Source organism: Hymenobacter plasmatis (assembly GCF_020711255.1).
In the GTDB taxonomy this organism is placed as follows: Bacteria; Bacteroidota; Bacteroidia; order Cytophagales; family Hymenobacteraceae; genus Hymenobacter.
In genome coordinates this window covers 19664-35176 of the sequence record NZ_JAJFAW010000003.1, presented here as the reverse complement: position 1 = coordinate 35176, position 15513 = coordinate 19664, and the positions used below count along the sequence as shown (strand labels likewise).

Below are 15513 nucleotides of genomic sequence, written 5' to 3'. Positions count from 1 at the left end.
AGCAGGTCCACATCCTGCATCATTATCAATTCCCTTTTCTTCGTTCTGTGCTCCCTTCTCTACCGTCTCTCCTGCTGCAGCGGGTATCACCTCTGCTGCTCGCACTGCTATTGGCTTACGCTGTCGCCCAGCCCAGTTGGGCTCAAACGGCTTCTCAACAACGCAGCAAGGCCTACTATTTGGATGTAAGCGCGCAGCCGCTAAGCGTGCCGGGGCGCACCGTGTATGTGGAGCAGGTGCTGGATGGCCGGGTGGGCCACCCTGCCATTGGCCTGATATACCGGGGGATTTACGACCAGAGAGCGCCGGTGATTTTCCGGCAAAGCCTGGAAACTGAGCTGACGACCTGGCTGCAGCAGCAACTCCCCCGCCAGCCCAACGACCATGCCGTGGTGCTCTGCATCCGGCAGTTGCAGGTGAGTGAGGTGGTAGAATGGCGCACCGCGCAGGCGGTATCTACCGCCGATGTCGTGGCCGACGTGTATGCCCACCTGCCCGACGGCTACCATTTCGTGCGCACGGTGGCTGACAATATCGACCAAGCCGGAATCAATAAGAATAAGGACCATGCTTTTCACACGGCCCTGGTGCTGCAAAACTGCCTGCGGCAACTCGCTGGCATCGACTGGGCGCTGGTAGCACAGTGGCCCGTGCGCACCCTGGCTCAACTGCCCACGGATAAGCCCCCCGTGGCCAACAAGCCCGCCATCTTCCGGGTGGCGGCGCCCCGAGCCGGTGTTTACCACACCTTCGACCAATTCCTGGCGAATCGGCCCGATACGCTCACGTCGTTGCGCATCGATACACTGGGGACGAGCTCAATATCCTCACTCCTGAACGGCAACATGCCGAAAGGCCCGGAATCGGAATGGAAAAGCACCACACTGCTCAAGGCCAAGGCGCGCACCGCCAGTGGCGACCGGCTGCCGCCAAGCGAGGTTTGGGGATTTTCGGATGGGCGCCAAGTGTACGTGCGTCAGCTTAACTATTACCGCCCGCTCACCCGGCAAAGCGACTTCTACACCTTTGTGGGAGCTGCGCCGCTAGACGTAACCGCCGAAAACGAGCGAATTCGGAATAATGCCATGAGCAACTTGACCGGAGTGCCGGTTAGAACTGGGGCAACTACCAACGGGGCGGTTAGAACCGGGCCAGCGGGCCAAACCGGCCAGCCGCTGGTGTACTCGCTCGACGTTCGCACCGGGCGCATGGCTCCTTTCCCACCCCCTGGCCAGCCTCAGCGGCTGGATACGGCATTTATCTACGTGTATCGGCCACTCGGTGGCCCGGCCGAGCCATCCCGCATCCTGCTCAACGACCGCGAGGTGAGCCAACTCAAACCTGGCGAATCGGTAGAGCTGGCTTGGCCTTATTTTGGCCGGGCCATGCGCCTGAGCGTAGGCACCGCCAGCGGCCCTGCTCTGCTGCTAGCGCCGAGCGTTTCCACGTCTAATTACATCAAGCTGGTTTCCGATTCGGCCCGTAGCCCGTGGCAATTGGTGCCCCCGCGCCAGGGAGAAGCAGAAATGGACGCCCTGGAAAAGCGGGGCCAGTAATTACACCAACTCCGCGGCCGGGTCCCAGAACAGCTTGGCGAAATCCACCACCCGGTCATCTTCCACGCGCACGCCCTCGGCCTCCAGGGCTTCCTGCATGGCGAAGGGGCTGTCGTAATGCAGCCGTCCGGTGAGGTGGCCCAGGCGGTTTACCACGCGGTGCGCGGGCACGTATTGCTCGGCGGTATGGGCGGCCATCATGGCGTAGCCCACGGTGCGGGCGCCGTGCCGGGCCCCCAGGTAGTGGGCGATGGTGCCGTAGGTGCTCACGCGGCCGGCCGGAATGAGGCGCACCACTTCGTGCACATCCTGAAAAAAATTGCGCGGCTCGGGGCCGTTTGAGGCGGTTGGCTTCATCGGGGCGAAGGTACTCTCGGTCTAGGTGGTCCTATCCTACGTCTATTTTACGTTTGGGCGCGCAACCTTTAAGTCGAAATTTGCACTATATCTCTTCGAGCCGAGTGCTGCGATGGTGGTTTTGCACCGGGCAGCGCAAAAGTCACGAACATACACTGCTGCTCGCGCGTTCTTGCAACCTATGCCATTCGAAAACACCACCGTTGCCCCTGCTCCCACCTGGGACACCACCACTACGCCCGGGCCCACTGCCACCCCGCCCACTACACCCGCACCAGAGACGCCGCCTTCCAAAGGCCGCGGCTGGTTGGGCTGGCTGATTGCGGCTTTGGTGATTGCCGGGCTGGTGTTTGTGAAGGTGAAGTACTTCCCCAACAATGCCGGTGGCGATAAAAAAGGCGGCGCGGCCGGCGCTGGCCCAGGTGGAGCCAAAGGCGGCGGAGGGCCGGGCGGAGCCGGCGGAAAAGGCGGTGGGCAGCGGCTGGCCGTGCAGGTATACGTGGTGCAAACCACCAGTCTGGCCGACGAAGTAGCTGCCACGGGCTCGGTTTTAGCCGATGAGTCGGTGGTTATCAAAAGCGAGCTGTCGGGCAAAATCACCAGCCTCAACATCAAGGAAGGCCAGGCCGTGAGCAAGGGCCAGCTGCTGTTCAGCATCAACGCCGACGAAGCGCAGGCCGCCATTCGCAAGCAGGAATACAACATCAAGCTCTTCCGCGACCAGGAGCGCCGCCAGCGCACGCTGCTGGATAAGGAGTACATCAGCGCGCAGGAATACGAGCAGTCTAACAACCAGCTTCTTACAGCCCAGGCCGACTTGCAGTCTCTGCGCGCCACGCTGGCCAAGGCCTATGTGCGGGCGCCTTTCTCCGGCATTCTGGGCCTGACCACGGCCACCGTGGGCACCTACGTGAGCCCGGGCACCGAAATCACTACCCTGTCGCGCGTGCGGCCGGTGAAGATTGACTTTGCCGTGCCCGGCCGCTTTGCCGCCAACGTGCGCGTGGGCGATGTGGTGACCGTAGTAGACGAAACCACCAACAAGAATTTCGACGCCAAGGTCTACGCCATCGACCCGCAGATTGACCCCGTGAGCCGCACTCAGCCCGTGCGCGCCCGCTACGCCAATACCAACAACGAGCTGCGCCCCGGCGCCTTCGTGCGGGTGAACCTGAAACTCGGCGAAACAAACACTGCGCTGCAAATCCCCACCGAATCGGTGGTACCGGAAGCCAGCGGCTACAGCGTGTATACCGTGAAAGGAGGCAAAATGGTGCCCAAGAAGGTTAAAATCGGCATCCGTTCCGACAAGGTGATTCAAATCACCGATGGCCTGGCCGTGGGCGACTCCGTGATTCGCACTGGCATCCTGCAGGTGAAGCCCGGCGACGCAGTTAAAGTAATTAAGAATTAAGAATTCGTAATTAAGAATTGCAGATGCTGCTACTTAGCGCAGGCGCATGAAAGAGGAAAACGTCGTCTTGCAAAAAAGCTATGCATTTGCAGTGCGCATCGTTCGGTTAAGTCAGTTTCTGGTCAAAGACAAGCAGGCGTTTCAACTCGCCGACCAAATCCGGCGCAGTGGCACTTCCATTGGTGCCAATATGGAAGAAGCGGTTGGAGGGCAGTCGCGCAAGGACTTTGTCTCCAAGTGCAGCATTGCTTATAAAGAAACCCGTGAGACGCATTATTGGCTGCGTTTACTTCGGGATACCGATTACATAGACATTCCCCAATCGCATTCTTTATTATTGGATTGCGAGGAGTTATTAAAAATATTAACAGCAATTATCCGCTCTACAAAAAGCGGTGATGCCTGATTTTTAATTAATAATTCTTAATTATTAATTCACAAAAAATGAGTCTTTCTTCCACCAGCATCAACCGCCCGGTACTAGCCATTGTGATGAGCCTGGTCATCATCATTTTTGGCGTTATCGGCTTTCGGTACCTCAGCATTCGCGAGTACCCGAGCGTGGACCCGCCCATTATCACGGTGTCGGCCAGCTACACCGGCGCCTCGGCCGATGTGATGCAGGGCCAGGTCACCGAGCCCCTGGAAGAAGGCATCAACGGCATTGCCGGCATCAAGAACCTGACCTCGAACAGCCGCGACGGCCGCTCCCAGATTACAGTAGAGTTTGACCTCGACGCCGACCTGGAAAGCGCCGCCAACGACGTACGCGACAAGGTATCGGGTGCGCAGGGCCGCTTGCCGCGCGACATCGACCCGCCGGTGGTGAGCAAGGCCAACGCCGACTCCCAGCCCATTGTGATGACCTACCTGAGCAGCAACAAGCGCACGCTGCTGGAGCTGACGGACTACGCCAACAACACCCTAAAAGAGCGGATTCAGACCATTCCCGGCGTGTCGGAAGTGCGCGTGTATGGCGAGCGGAAATACTCTATGCGCCTGTGGCTCGACCCGGTGAAGCTTTCCGCGCTGCGCGTGTCGCCGGTGGAAGTGCAGCAGGCCCTCACCCGCGAAAACGTGGAGCTGCCCAGCGGCTCGGTACAGGGCCAGAGCACCCAGCTCACGCTGCGCACCATGGGTCGTCTCACGTCGGTCGATGATTTCAACAACCTGATTATCCGAAAGGATGCTGTGTCGCTGATTCGCTTGTCGGATGTGGGCTATGCCGAGCTGTACCCCGAAAACGACCAGACCATCTTCAAGGTAAACGGCGTGCCCATGGTGGGCCTGGCCGTGATTCCGCAGCCCGGCTCCAACCAGATTGACATTGCCACGGAGTTCAACAAGCGCATCAAAACCTACGAGAAGGACCTGCCCAAGGACCTGGTGCTGAAGCCCGGCTTCGACAACTCCATTTTCATTCGCCAGTCCATCAGTGAGGTGGAGCATACCATCATCGAGGCCTTCGTGCTGGTGGTAATCATCATCTTCTTGTTTTTGCGCGACTGGCGCTCTACCATCATTCCGGTGGTGGCTATCCCGGTGTCGCTGGTGGGCATTTTCTTCGTAATGTACCTGCTCAACTTCACCATCAACGTGCTGACGCTGCTGGCCATCGTGCTGGCCATTGGCCTGGTGGTGGACGACGCCATTGTGGTGCTGGAAAATATATACTCCCGAATAGAGGAGGGCGAAGACCCGAAAACGGCAGCCATCAAAGGCTCGGAGGAAATTCTCATGGCCGTGGTGAGCACCACGGTGGTGCTGGCGGCGGTGTTTCTGCCGGTGGTATTCCTCACGGGCATCACGGGGCGTTTGTTCCGCGAGTTTGGCATTGTGGTGGCGGGCTCGGTGCTGATTTCGGCCTTCGTGTCGCTCACGCTCACGCCTATGATGTGCTCGAAGCTGCTGAAGCGCCAGGAAAAGCACAACTGGTTTTATCGCAAGACCGAGCCCTTCTTTGAGAAGATGATAGGCGCCTACCAGGGCAGCCTGCAAACCTTCCTGCGCAACCGCTGGATGGCCTGGGCCATGATTGCCGTCACGGGCGGGGGCATTTGGTTTTTCATGAAAACCCTGCCCTCGGAGCTGGCCCCGGTGGAAGACCGCAGCCGCATCAGCATCAGCTCAACCGGTCCGGAAGGCGCGTCCTTTGAGTTTATGGACGCCTACATGAGCCAGGTTACCAAGCTGGCCATGGACTCGGTGGGCGAAAAAGAGCTCAGCAGCGTATTTGCCGTAACCTCGCCGGGCTTCGGCGGCGGCTCCAACTCCGGCATTGCCCGGGTGCTGCTCGTGGACGCCGACCGGCGCGAAAAAACGCAGGACGACATTGCCAAAAAGCTGACCAACGGCGTGAAGCGCCTGTCGGCGGCCCGCACGTCGGTGTCGCAGGACCAGAGCATTGGCTCGGGCGGTGGCGGTGGCCTACCGGTGCAGTTTGTGGTGCAAAGCCAGGATTTTGAAAAGCTGCGCGCCGCGGTGCCCAAGTTTCTGGACCAGGCCCGGCAGGACCCCACTTTCCAGTTTGTGGACGTGAACCTGAAGTTCAACAAGCCCGAGCTGCGCGTGAATATTGACCGCGAAAAGGCCCAGAGCCTGGGCGTGTCGGTGCAAAGCATCTCGCAAACCCTGCAGGCGGGCCTGAGCGGCCAGCGCTACGGCTACTTTATTCGCAACGGCAAGCAGTACCAGATTATCGGGCAGGTGGCCCGCGAAGACCGCAATCAGCCCCTCGACGTGCGCCTGCTATCGGTGAAGAACGACAAGGGCGAGCTGGTGCAGCTCGACAACGTAATCCGGCTGGAGGAAAGCAGCACGCCACCTCAGCTCTACCGCTTCAACCGCTACAATTCGGCTACGTTCTCGGCCTCGCTCTCGCCGGGCAAGACCCTCGGCGACGGCATTGCGGCCATGCGCGCCATTGCCGATAAAAACCTCGACGACACCTTCTCCACGGAGCTGTCCGGCGCCTCGCGCGACTTCGAGGAAAGCTCATCTTCCCTCCTCTTCGCCTTCGGCCTGGCCCTGGTGCTGATTTACCTGGTGCTGGCGGCGCAGTTCGAGAGCTTCCGCGACCCGGTTATCATCATGGTGACGGTGCCGCTGGCCCTTTCGGGCGCCCTTCTCAGTTTGTGGTACTTCAACCAGACGCTGAATCTGTTCTCGCAAATCGGCATCATCATGCTGGTGGGCCTCGTCACGAAGAATGGTATCCTTATCGTGGAGTTTGCCAACCAGCGCGTAGAGAAAGAGAATGTGGACTACATGACCGGCCTGATTGAAGGCGCCACGGCCCGCTTCCGTCCCATTCTGATGACTTCGCTGTGCGCCATTCTCGGCATTCTGCCCATTGCCATTGCCACGGGTGCGGGGGCACTCAGCCGCCGGGCCATGGGCATTGGTGTGGTGGGCGGCCTGTTCTTCGCCACGGGCCTCACGCTGTACGTGGTGCCGGTGATGTACTCCTACTTTGCTACGGCTAAAAAGCACAAGCCGAAAGTGGCCCAAGGCCAGCCCGAAACGGTGCCTGCTTAAGTAAAATGCTCCCCTCCTTACCAAGGAGGGGACGTTGCCGCGCCTGCGGCAACTGGGGTGGTTGAGCCGTTGAACGATACCGGAACGAGTCGTTCGCCCTTCGTTCAACGAAACTAACCACCCCAGTTCAGCCTTGCGGCTGAACATCCCCTCCTCAGCTGAGGAGGGGAGTTTGATGTTCTGAACTCTTACATGAAACGCTTTACGCTCCTCCTTCTTTCCTTACTTCCGCTGGCGGGCCAGGCCCAGGTGAAAACACCCACCGCACGGCCGCGGCAGCTAGCTAAGCCCACCAGCGTGGCGGCGGCCACTCCCCTTTCGCTGCAGGAGGCCATTGCCGAAGCCCTGCAGCACAACTTTGGCATTTTGCTGTCGCGGCAGGACGCCAACATTGCCGGTAACAACGTGACGCGCGGCAACGCCGGCCAGCTGCCCAGCCTTACCGGCAACCTGACCCGGACGTTCAACAATAACAACATCAACCAGAAGTTTGGCGAAAACGACCCGCGCATCGTGAACGGGGCCACGTCCAACGCCTTCAACACGAACGTGACATTGGGCTGGACCATTTTCGATGGCCTGGGCATGTTCATCGCCTACGACCGGCTGAAAACCCTGCGCGAGCAGCAGCAGCAAATCACGCGCGCCACGGTGGAGGAAACGGTGGAAGACGTGACCAACGCCTACTACGACGTGGTGCGGCAGGCCGGCAAAATCACCTCCCTGGAAGCCGCACTCAAAATTGGGCAAGCCCGCATCGACCTCACCAAGGCCCAGGTAGACGTGGGCGTGAGCGCCAAGGTGGAAGTGCTGACGGCCCAAGTGGACTACAACGCCGACCGCAGCCAGTTTTTGCAGCAGCAGCAGGCGCTGGCCGCCGCCAAAATCACCCTCAACAACCTGATGGGCCGCAGCCCCCGGCTCGACTTCTCGCCTTCCGACAGCCTGACCGTGTCGCGCGACCTGCGCGAAGACGCCGTGGTAGAAGGCATCAAAACCCGTAACCCGCGCCTGGCCCAGGCCCGCCTCGGCACCGACGTGGCCACCTACGACCGCAAGCTGGTGCGGGCGTCGCGCTTTCCCCGAATTGGGCTCGTTTCGGGCTACGGCCTCACCCGCAACATCAACAACGCAGCCTTTGCCGGCACTGTCCTCACCAGCAGCACCAACCAGGTGCAGGGCCTGAACTACGGCGTCACCGCCTCGGTGCCCATTTTCAACGGCTTCAACCTGCGCCGCCAGGAACAGAACGCCCGCGTGGTGGAAGAGCAAAGCCAGCTCAGCCTGAGCCAAACCAGCCTGCAGCTCGACGCCGACGCTGCCACCGCCTTTGCGCAGTACCAGAACTACCTGCAGCTGCTTGAGCTCGAAGAAGCCAACATCCAGCTGGCCCGCCAGAACGTGGACATTGCCCTGGAGCGCTACCGCCTGGGCCTGCTCACGCCCCTGGCCCTGCGCGAAGCCCAGCGCAACGAGCTGGACGCAGAAACCCGCCTGCTCGACATTCGCTACGCCGCCAAGCAGGCCGAAACCCAGCTCCGGCGCCTGAGTGGCGACCTAGTGCAGGGGCAGTAGACCTCGGCCCTGTCATTGCGAGGCCGCAGGCCGTGGCAATCCCTCCTGTCTATGCGACCAACCCCGAGTTGTGACAAGCCCTTTTAAAGCAAAAAGCCCCGGTTCTGCGCAGAACCGGGGCTTTTTGCTTTAGAAAGTGTGTGGCTTTTACAGGACGGATTGCTGCGCTGCGCTCGCAATGACAAGGCGGATTTTACTCCTTCACAAACCGCTTTGTCTCGCTACCCGAACGGGTGGTGATTTTGTAGAAATACGTGCCGGCGGGCAGGTCGCGCAAATCCAAGGACTGGGTGTGGGCGCCTTTTTCAACATTGCTCTCCGATACCAGCGTGCGCAGCTTGTTGCCATTGCCGTCGAGTAAATCGACGGTGACCGGGCCGGCTTTCTTTACGTCGTAGTTGAGCTGGCTGGTGGCAGCGGCGGGGTTGGGGTAGAAGCTGGTGCTGCCGGAGCTGCCGTCCGTGGTGCTGGAGGCGGGGGCATTGGGGTCCATCAGCAGGAACATGGCGGGCTTGAAGAACCGATGCATGCCGCCCCGGCCGCGCTCCATGCCACCGTGTTGGGCTATTCTTTGCTGTTGCTCGGGCGTGGCGTTTTTGCTCACGATGCCTTTGATGTCAGCCGCCCACTTTTCTTTCTGGGGCTGCACTTCCTGGGCCAGCTGCCGGATGGGGGCCTCGTATTTCTGAGCCATCTGGGCTACGCTGAGCATGATGGTTCTCGTTTGCGAGTGGAGCTGCTGCACCTGCTGACGCTGGGCATCGGTGAGCATGGGGCGCCCGCCCGCCGGAGGGCCAGCCGGGGCAATGCTCTGGCGCAGGGCCTGGCCCTGCTGCTTTAGCGCGGCCAGTTGGGTGCGGTAGGTGGCTAGTTGGGCGCGGTCGGCGGGGTCGAGCTGCGGCTCAAGCTTCTGGCGCTGCTGCCGCAGTACGGGCAGCACGTTGGCCTGGAAGTAGGCGTTGATTTCGGGACGGGCGGGCCCGGCAGGGCCGCCGCGATGCGAACCTCCCTGGGCCATACCAGCTACAGTAGCGGATAGAACGAGCAGCAGCGCCAGCACCAGGAGTTTGGACGTGTTCGACTTCATGGCAATAGATTGGTAATAAATGCAGTAAAAGGATTTACTACCATAGATACGCGGGCCGCCATGGGGTTTAAATGCATCTCCCAAATTTCTTCGGGGGCTGGCCACCTTCCCTGTATCCATTACCTGGCAACCTCAACCTGGCCTGCTCCTACTCTTTGAGTTCATGGCTGGTTACGGCTAATTGAGCTGGGATTTTCCAAGAGTCGGCCTTAGAAGCTGTTTGATTCAGCACGGTGTAAAGACGCAACATTTTGCGTCTCGTCGTTGAGCTACTTGCGTTGAAACAATGCCTATACGACACCAAATGGCGCGGACGACGCGACGCGAAGTATCGCGTCTCTACCCCGTGCTGGCATCCTGGCAAGTAACCTAAGCCGATAAACCCACCCTGAGGCGCTACTGAATGGCCTTGAGCTGCGCCAGTGCTTCCAGCGTTTCGCGCTGCTTGTTGCGCTCCTTTTCTTCCTCTGAGACAGGAGCTTTGGGGTGGTCGCCGTAGAAAGCCAGGATATTCTGCCGCGTCAGCGGGTTGAGGTTTTCAAACTTCTTATTGGCCAGTTTGCGCAGCAACTCGCCGTAAGTTTCATCGGCCAGCGGGTACTCGCCGGCGCGGGTGACGTGGCCGGTATCGAAGTCGGCATTGATGAGGGCCAGGGGCGCGGCGGCCGTATCGGCGGGCTGGCGCGCCATATCGCGGCAGTAGCTCACCATTACTTTCTGGAAGCTGGCCCGGAAATATTTCTGCGCCTCGGGAGTAGGCAGTTTAAAAGCAAAGGGCTTGAGCGGGCCAATTTTGGGCAGTATCCGGATGAAGTAGGAAATGATGCGGGCCCCAAAGCCCGGCTTCTTGTACTCGGTGCCGTATTCTTTCCGGAACTTCCTGGGGCTGTTGCGCTGCAAGTAGTCGCGCCGCCGCGCGCCGGGGCTAATCTTCAAAATATCCTTGCGCTTGTAGTGCCAGGCCGAGCGGGCCGCCGTGGGTATCAGCTGGCTCACGGCAAAGCGGAAGCTGGCAATGCTCAGGTCTACGTTCACTATCACCTGGCCCAGCTCCAGGCCGTAGGTCTGCAGGAAAGCCCGTTCCAATACCGATTTGCCCACCTGGAAGCCTATCTTCTGGTGGTAGTCCTGGGTGTGGTACTTGCCACTGGCCAGTTGCACCACGTCAAACGCGAATTCCAGCTGGGTGTGCTGCTTGGGGGCCTGGTTGTAGGTGATGACGTCGCCGAATTTCGCTTTCAGGTCCGGGTACACCGAGGCCAGGGCGCGGTTGGTGCCTTCGGGATGACCGTTGAGGTCTGCTTCGTAGTGGGCCAGGGCGCCCAGGGCAAAAGCGTAATCGTTGCGGTCGCGCGATTGGTTGATGAGGTTGCGCACGAAGTCGCCGGAGCGCACGTAGTGGGTCAGGTTCGTGAACAGCACCGAGCCAAAGGGATAGTATCCCATGTCCTGAATAATGGCCCCGCCGTAGGCATACGCCTTGGCATCGGCCAGTTGCTCGTCGGTAGTACCGGGGTACCGGGCCTTGATGGCCGGCACCAGGCAGCGCTCCCACGTCGAATCAATATTGGCCTGATGCGTGAGCACCGAGTAGCCGGCCGCCGAACGGGAGGCAAAGGCCAGCACCACGGCCAGCATGAAAGTAACGAAACGGACCATGGGCGAAATAAGCACAACGTAGGTGCTTGCAACGGCAAAGGTCGCCACACTGTTTCCACTATCGAAGCGCTGCCTCCCGGCCCTACCCCGGCCGGCCCCGCCAACTGCTACGCCGGCACGGGCTGGGGCGTGTAGGTGGGGCCCACGCAACGCGGCCCATCGGCCGTCCAGGCCAGTTTATCGATGCACAGCTGGCGCTCGGTCATGGCCTTGTTCCAGGCGTGGTACACCAGGTATTCGGTCTTGCCGTCGGGGCCCATCACGTGGGAGTGGTGGCCGGGGCCGCGCACGTGGCCAGCCACGGCGTGCAGCACGCGCGGGCCGTTGGCCGCACCTTCGTCCGAATATGGCCCGAGCACGGAATTGGCCACGCAGTAGTCCACGCCGTAGCGGGGCGTGAGAAAGTTGGCGCCGCTGTAGAAGCAGTAGTACTTGCCGCCGTGCCTGCGCACAAAGGGCCCTTCTAGGGTGTGCCACTCGGCGAAGGTTTTGTTGCCGTAGAGCGGCATGATGCGGTTTTTCTCAAACACCGTCCAGTCGTGGCGGGCGCGCATCACGGTGCGGCTTTCGCCGGCCAGGCTGGTCATGCCCAGAAGGCGGTCTACCACCAGGCCGGTGCCGGGGCGGTAGCCGTTATCAGAATCAATGAAGTCGCGGGCGTAGAACAGGTACCACTGCCCGTCGCTGTCCTGGTACGGGTGGGCATCAATGGTAAACTTGCTGGCGGGCACGTCGAGCAGCGCCACTTGCGTGTAGGGGCCCTCGGGCTTTTTGCTGGTGGCCACGTGCAGGCGGTGGCCCACCGTGGCCGCAATGGCCCCGCCGCCCATGGAGTAGTACATGTAGAACGTGCCCTTGTGGTACACCACTTCGGGGGCCCAAAACTCGGCCCCTTCGGCGCCGGCGGGCGGCGTAAGGGCGCCGCCCGCGTTTTTCCAGTTCACCAGATTGTCGGAAGTGAGCAAGGTGAAAATGCGGCCATCGGCGGTGCGGCCCTGGCCAGTGGTGCCAAAGGCGTAGTAGTGCCCATGGTGCCGCAGCACAAACGGGTCGGGAAACTGGCCGGCGTACACGGGGTTGGTATAGGTGCCGGCCGCGCGGGCGGCGGCCTGGCTGGCTACGGCCAAAGCGGCCAGGCCGGTAGTGGCTTGCAGCAGAAAATCACGGCGGGAGGGCATGGCGGGCAATTTGCTGGGTGGGGAGGAAGCGCTTTCGGGGAGTAAGGTATATCAGCAGCTCAGTTCGGAGCTACTTCCTGGTTGTTGGGCTAGCGGCGGGGCGAGGTTAGCAGGCCGCGCTTGGTCGCGCCATCGAGAAGATGCAGGCATAGCTATTCCGCTTATCTTTCCTGCCAGAACCTGCCCAGGCGGGGCTCGCCGGCATCCTCCTCTCCCCTTTTGTTCAATGAAGAAGCTCTTCCTGTATAGCCTGCTGCTGCTAACCTCTTACGGCGCTGTTGCCCAGAAGACCAAGGTTAAAATCAAAGGCCCCGCGAGCGTGGCCACCGTGCAAGACCAGCGGTGGTCCATCGAAAAGGCCAACGCCTGGTACAAGACGCACCCCTGGATGAGCGGAGCCAACTTCACGCCCAGCACGGCCATCAACCAGCTGGAAATGTGGCAGGCCGCTACTTTCGACCCCACCACCATCGACCGGGAATTGGGCTGGGCCGAAGGCATTGGCTTCAACACCATGCGCGTGTTTCTGCACAGCCTGGCCTGGCAGCAGGACCCCAAGGGCTTCAAGCAGCGCGTAAATCAGTATTTGGAAATTGCCAACAAGCACCACATCCAAACCATCCTGGTTTTCTTCGACGACTGCTGGAACAAGCTGCCGCAGCCTGGCCCGCAGCCCGCTCCCAAAACCGGCATCCACAACTCGGGCTGGATGCAGGACCCCGGCGACATTATTTCGCGCGATTCCAGCAAGTTCATCGCCCTGAAGCCCTATGTGCAGGACGTGCTCCGCAGCTTCGCCCACGACGAGCGCATCCTGCTCTGGGACTTGTTCAACGAGCCCGGCAACTCCGACAAGTTCACCACCTCGCTGCCGCTGGTGCGCAACGTCTTTGCCTGGGCCCGCGCCGTGGGCCCCGACCAGCCCCTGAGCATGGGCCTCTGGAACTGGGGCTTTGAAGCCCTGAACAAGTACCAAGCCCTGCATTCCGACATCATTACCTACCACTGCTACGACGAGACGCCGGCCCACGAGCGCATTATTGAGCTGCTGGAAACCCACGGCCGGCCGCTGGTGTGCACCGAATACATGGCCCGGCCCCGCAACAGCCGCTTCTCCACCATCATGCCCCTGCTCAAAAAGCAGAACGTGGGCGCCATCAACTGGGGCCTGGTCGATGGAAAGACCAACACCAAGTACCAGTGGGACGTGCCCATTGCCGACGGCAGCGAGCCCGTGGAATGGTTTCACGAGGTGTTCCGGAAAGACGGCACTCCCTATCACCAGGATGAAACTGAGCTGATTAAGAAAATGAACGGGAAGTAGGAACCTCACCCCTGCCGGGCACAGCCCCAGCCCCTCTCCCGCGGAGAGGGGAGCCACGGCGGCAGGAATGTAGCGCGGACTCTGCAGTCCGCGTCCCCGCGCCGTTTGGGTGTCGTTCGGGTTTCCGCCGTGGACGCGGACTACAGAGTCCGCGCTACAATCGTCCGGCTTCCCTCTCTTTTGGAGAGGGGCCGAGGTGAGATTCATCTAAGTTCAACGCTTCCTTTTAGCTCAATTTCTATTTATGAGGCACTTCTTAGCGCGGCTGCTTTTTATTCTAACGACCCTGCTCCTGGCCGGCCCAGCCTTCGCGCAGCAGCCCGCGGCGCCCGCGGCCAACACCTTCACCAACCCGCTGCTGCCCGCCGGGGCCGACCCGTGGAGCATTTACCACGAGGGGTATTATTACTACACCCACACCACCGGCCGCAACATCACGCTCTGGAAAACCAAGTCGTTGAGCCAGCTCAAGTCTGCGCCCAGCAAAGTCGTGTGGACGCCACCAGCCACCGGGCCCAACTCCCGTGACATCTGGGCCCCCGAGCTGCACTACCTCCGCGGCAAGTGGTACCTGTACTACGCCGCCGACGCCGGCACCAACCAAAGCCACCGCCTGTGGGTGCTGGAAAACGCCTCGCCCGACCCCATGCAGGGCACCTGGACCGACAAAGGCCAGCTCACCGACGCCACCAACAAATGGGCCATCGACGGCTCGGTGTTCGAAAACAACGGCCAGCTGTACCTAGTGTGGTCGGGGTGGGAAGGCGACGTCAACGGCCGGCAAAACATCTACCTGGCCCACCTGAAAAACCCCTGGACCGTGGACGGCCCGCGCCTGAAGGTGTCCACCCCGGTATTTGGCTGGGAACGCAACGGCGACCTGAACGCCGCCGACAACCCGCCGCACGTCGACGTGAACGAGGGCCCGGAAGTGTTGCGGCACGGCGACAAACTGGTGCTCATTTATTCGGCCAGCGGCTGCTGGACCGATTTCTACGCCTTGGGCATGCTCACGGCCCCTGTGGGCAGCGACCTGCTGCAGCCTGGCTCCTGGACCAAGTCGCCGGTGCCGGTATTTCAGCAGGACCCCGCTGCCAAGGTCTTCGCGCCCGGCCACAACTCCTTCTTCAAGTCGCCCGATGGCACGCAGGATTGGATTTTGTACCACGCCAACGACGAGGCCGGCCAGGGCTGCGGGCGGTTCCGCTCGCCCCGCGCCCAGGCGTTCACCTGGAGTGCCGACGGCCTCCCGGTTTTTGGCAAGCCGGTAGCGCCGGGCCAGCCCTTGGCCCGGCCCTCGGGCGAGTAGCGCAGCGGCCAGCCATTGCTTGAGCTAAACTCCGGAAAGCAGTATATATCTGCTCTATTGCGGGTACAATGCTGTGCACAGCAAATCCGGAAGAATCCCCGAAGGCCCCTATTTCCGACACGGTAAGCCGAAAGACAAGACGTGCAAAAATGTTTATCGGTGTAACTGAAAGGGATAAACAAACTTGCCAGACTTGGGGCCGAATAATCGCAACCATTGGCCCAGGCAAGAGTTAAGTGGCGTGATTGATTAAAAACAATTTCAGGATAATACCTATTCAGCTATCTGAATAGAATGTGGTTAGGCTTTAACCCTTCTTTCCAAGAAAGCTTTCCTTACTGACTACTCCTTCTTGCGGGAAACACTTTTTTTAAATTGGTTTATTCCTACCTTTTGGTAGAAAAGTATTGTTGTAATCTGGCAATATGAGCTAAGAGTCTGGTTGCCATTGTTCCTGCCTTTTGCTGTCGGGCTCCGTTCTTGCCCACCTGCTGCAATCGTTTGCAGTACCTCAGTT

The 15513-nt window shown here is 60.5% G+C and carries 11 protein-coding genes; 7 read left to right on the top strand and 4 right to left on the bottom strand.

Going from position 1 to position 15513, the window contains the following annotated elements; genetic code table 11:
• Positions 1-47 precede the first annotated feature (47 nt).
• A complete protein-coding gene (locus LJ738_RS02645) occupies positions 48-1556 on the top strand; it encodes a hypothetical protein (protein ID WP_227784772.1) in 1509 nt (502 codons plus the stop codon).
• On the opposite strand, the gene LJ738_RS02640 is transcribed toward LJ738_RS02645, so the two are convergent.
• Complete coding sequence (locus tag LJ738_RS02640; protein WP_227784771.1) at positions 1557-1913, bottom strand: MGMT family protein; 357 nt, start codon at positions 1911-1913, stop codon at positions 1557-1559.
• 181 nt (positions 1914-2094) lie between these two features.
• On the opposite strand from LJ738_RS02640, the gene LJ738_RS02635 reads away from it, so the two are divergent.
• From LJ738_RS02635 to LJ738_RS02620, 4 genes are all read left to right on the top strand, one after another.
• The gene (locus LJ738_RS02635) at positions 2095-3327 is read left to right on the top strand and encodes an efflux RND transporter periplasmic adaptor subunit (RefSeq protein WP_227784770.1); all 1233 of its coding nucleotides are present in this window, start codon (positions 2095-2097) and stop codon (positions 3325-3327) included.
• 46 nt (positions 3328-3373) lie between these two features.
• Positions 3374-3733: a four helix bundle protein gene (locus LJ738_RS02630; RefSeq protein ID WP_227784769.1), complete on the top strand. Its 360-nt coding sequence runs from the start codon at positions 3374-3376 to the stop codon at positions 3731-3733.
• A 38-nt stretch (positions 3734-3771) separates the two neighbouring features.
• Positions 3772-6864, top strand: a complete 3093-nt coding sequence (locus LJ738_RS02625; RefSeq protein ID WP_227784768.1) for an efflux RND transporter permease subunit — start codon at positions 3772-3774, stop codon at positions 6862-6864.
• A gap of 192 nt (positions 6865-7056) precedes the next feature.
• Entirely contained in the window at positions 7057-8439 is a 1383-nt protein-coding gene (locus LJ738_RS02620; RefSeq protein WP_227784767.1) for a TolC family protein, read from the top strand.
• A gap of 193 nt (positions 8440-8632) precedes the next feature.
• On the opposite strand, the gene LJ738_RS02615 is transcribed toward LJ738_RS02620, so the two are convergent.
• From LJ738_RS02615 to LJ738_RS02605, 3 genes are all read right to left on the bottom strand, one after another.
• Positions 8633-9526 carry a T9SS type A sorting domain-containing protein gene (locus tag LJ738_RS02615; protein WP_227784766.1) on the bottom strand — a complete coding sequence of 298 codons (894 nt, stop codon included), beginning with the start codon at positions 9524-9526 and terminating at the stop codon, positions 8633-8635.
• Positions 9527-9922: 396 nt separating this feature from the next.
• Positions 9923-11185 carry a zinc dependent phospholipase C family protein gene (locus LJ738_RS02610; protein WP_227784765.1) on the bottom strand — a complete coding sequence of 421 codons (1263 nt, stop codon included), beginning with the start codon at positions 11183-11185 and terminating at the stop codon, positions 9923-9925.
• Positions 11186-11292: 107 nt separating this feature from the next.
• Complete coding sequence (locus LJ738_RS02605; protein ID WP_227784764.1) at positions 11293-12363, bottom strand: glycoside hydrolase family 43 protein; 1071 nt, start codon at positions 12361-12363, stop codon at positions 11293-11295.
• Positions 12364-12589: 226 nt separating this feature from the next.
• Between LJ738_RS02605 and LJ738_RS02600 the strand changes: the two genes are divergently transcribed.
• Both LJ738_RS02600 and LJ738_RS02595 read left to right on the top strand, forming a co-directional pair.
• Complete coding sequence (locus LJ738_RS02600; protein ID WP_227784763.1) at positions 12590-13687, top strand: glycoside hydrolase 5 family protein; 1098 nt, start codon at positions 12590-12592, stop codon at positions 13685-13687.
• 244 nt (positions 13688-13931) lie between these two features.
• Complete coding sequence (locus LJ738_RS02595) at positions 13932-14996, top strand: glycoside hydrolase family 43 protein (RefSeq protein WP_227784762.1); 1065 nt, start codon at positions 13932-13934, stop codon at positions 14994-14996.
• Positions 14997-15513 lie beyond the last annotated feature (517 nt).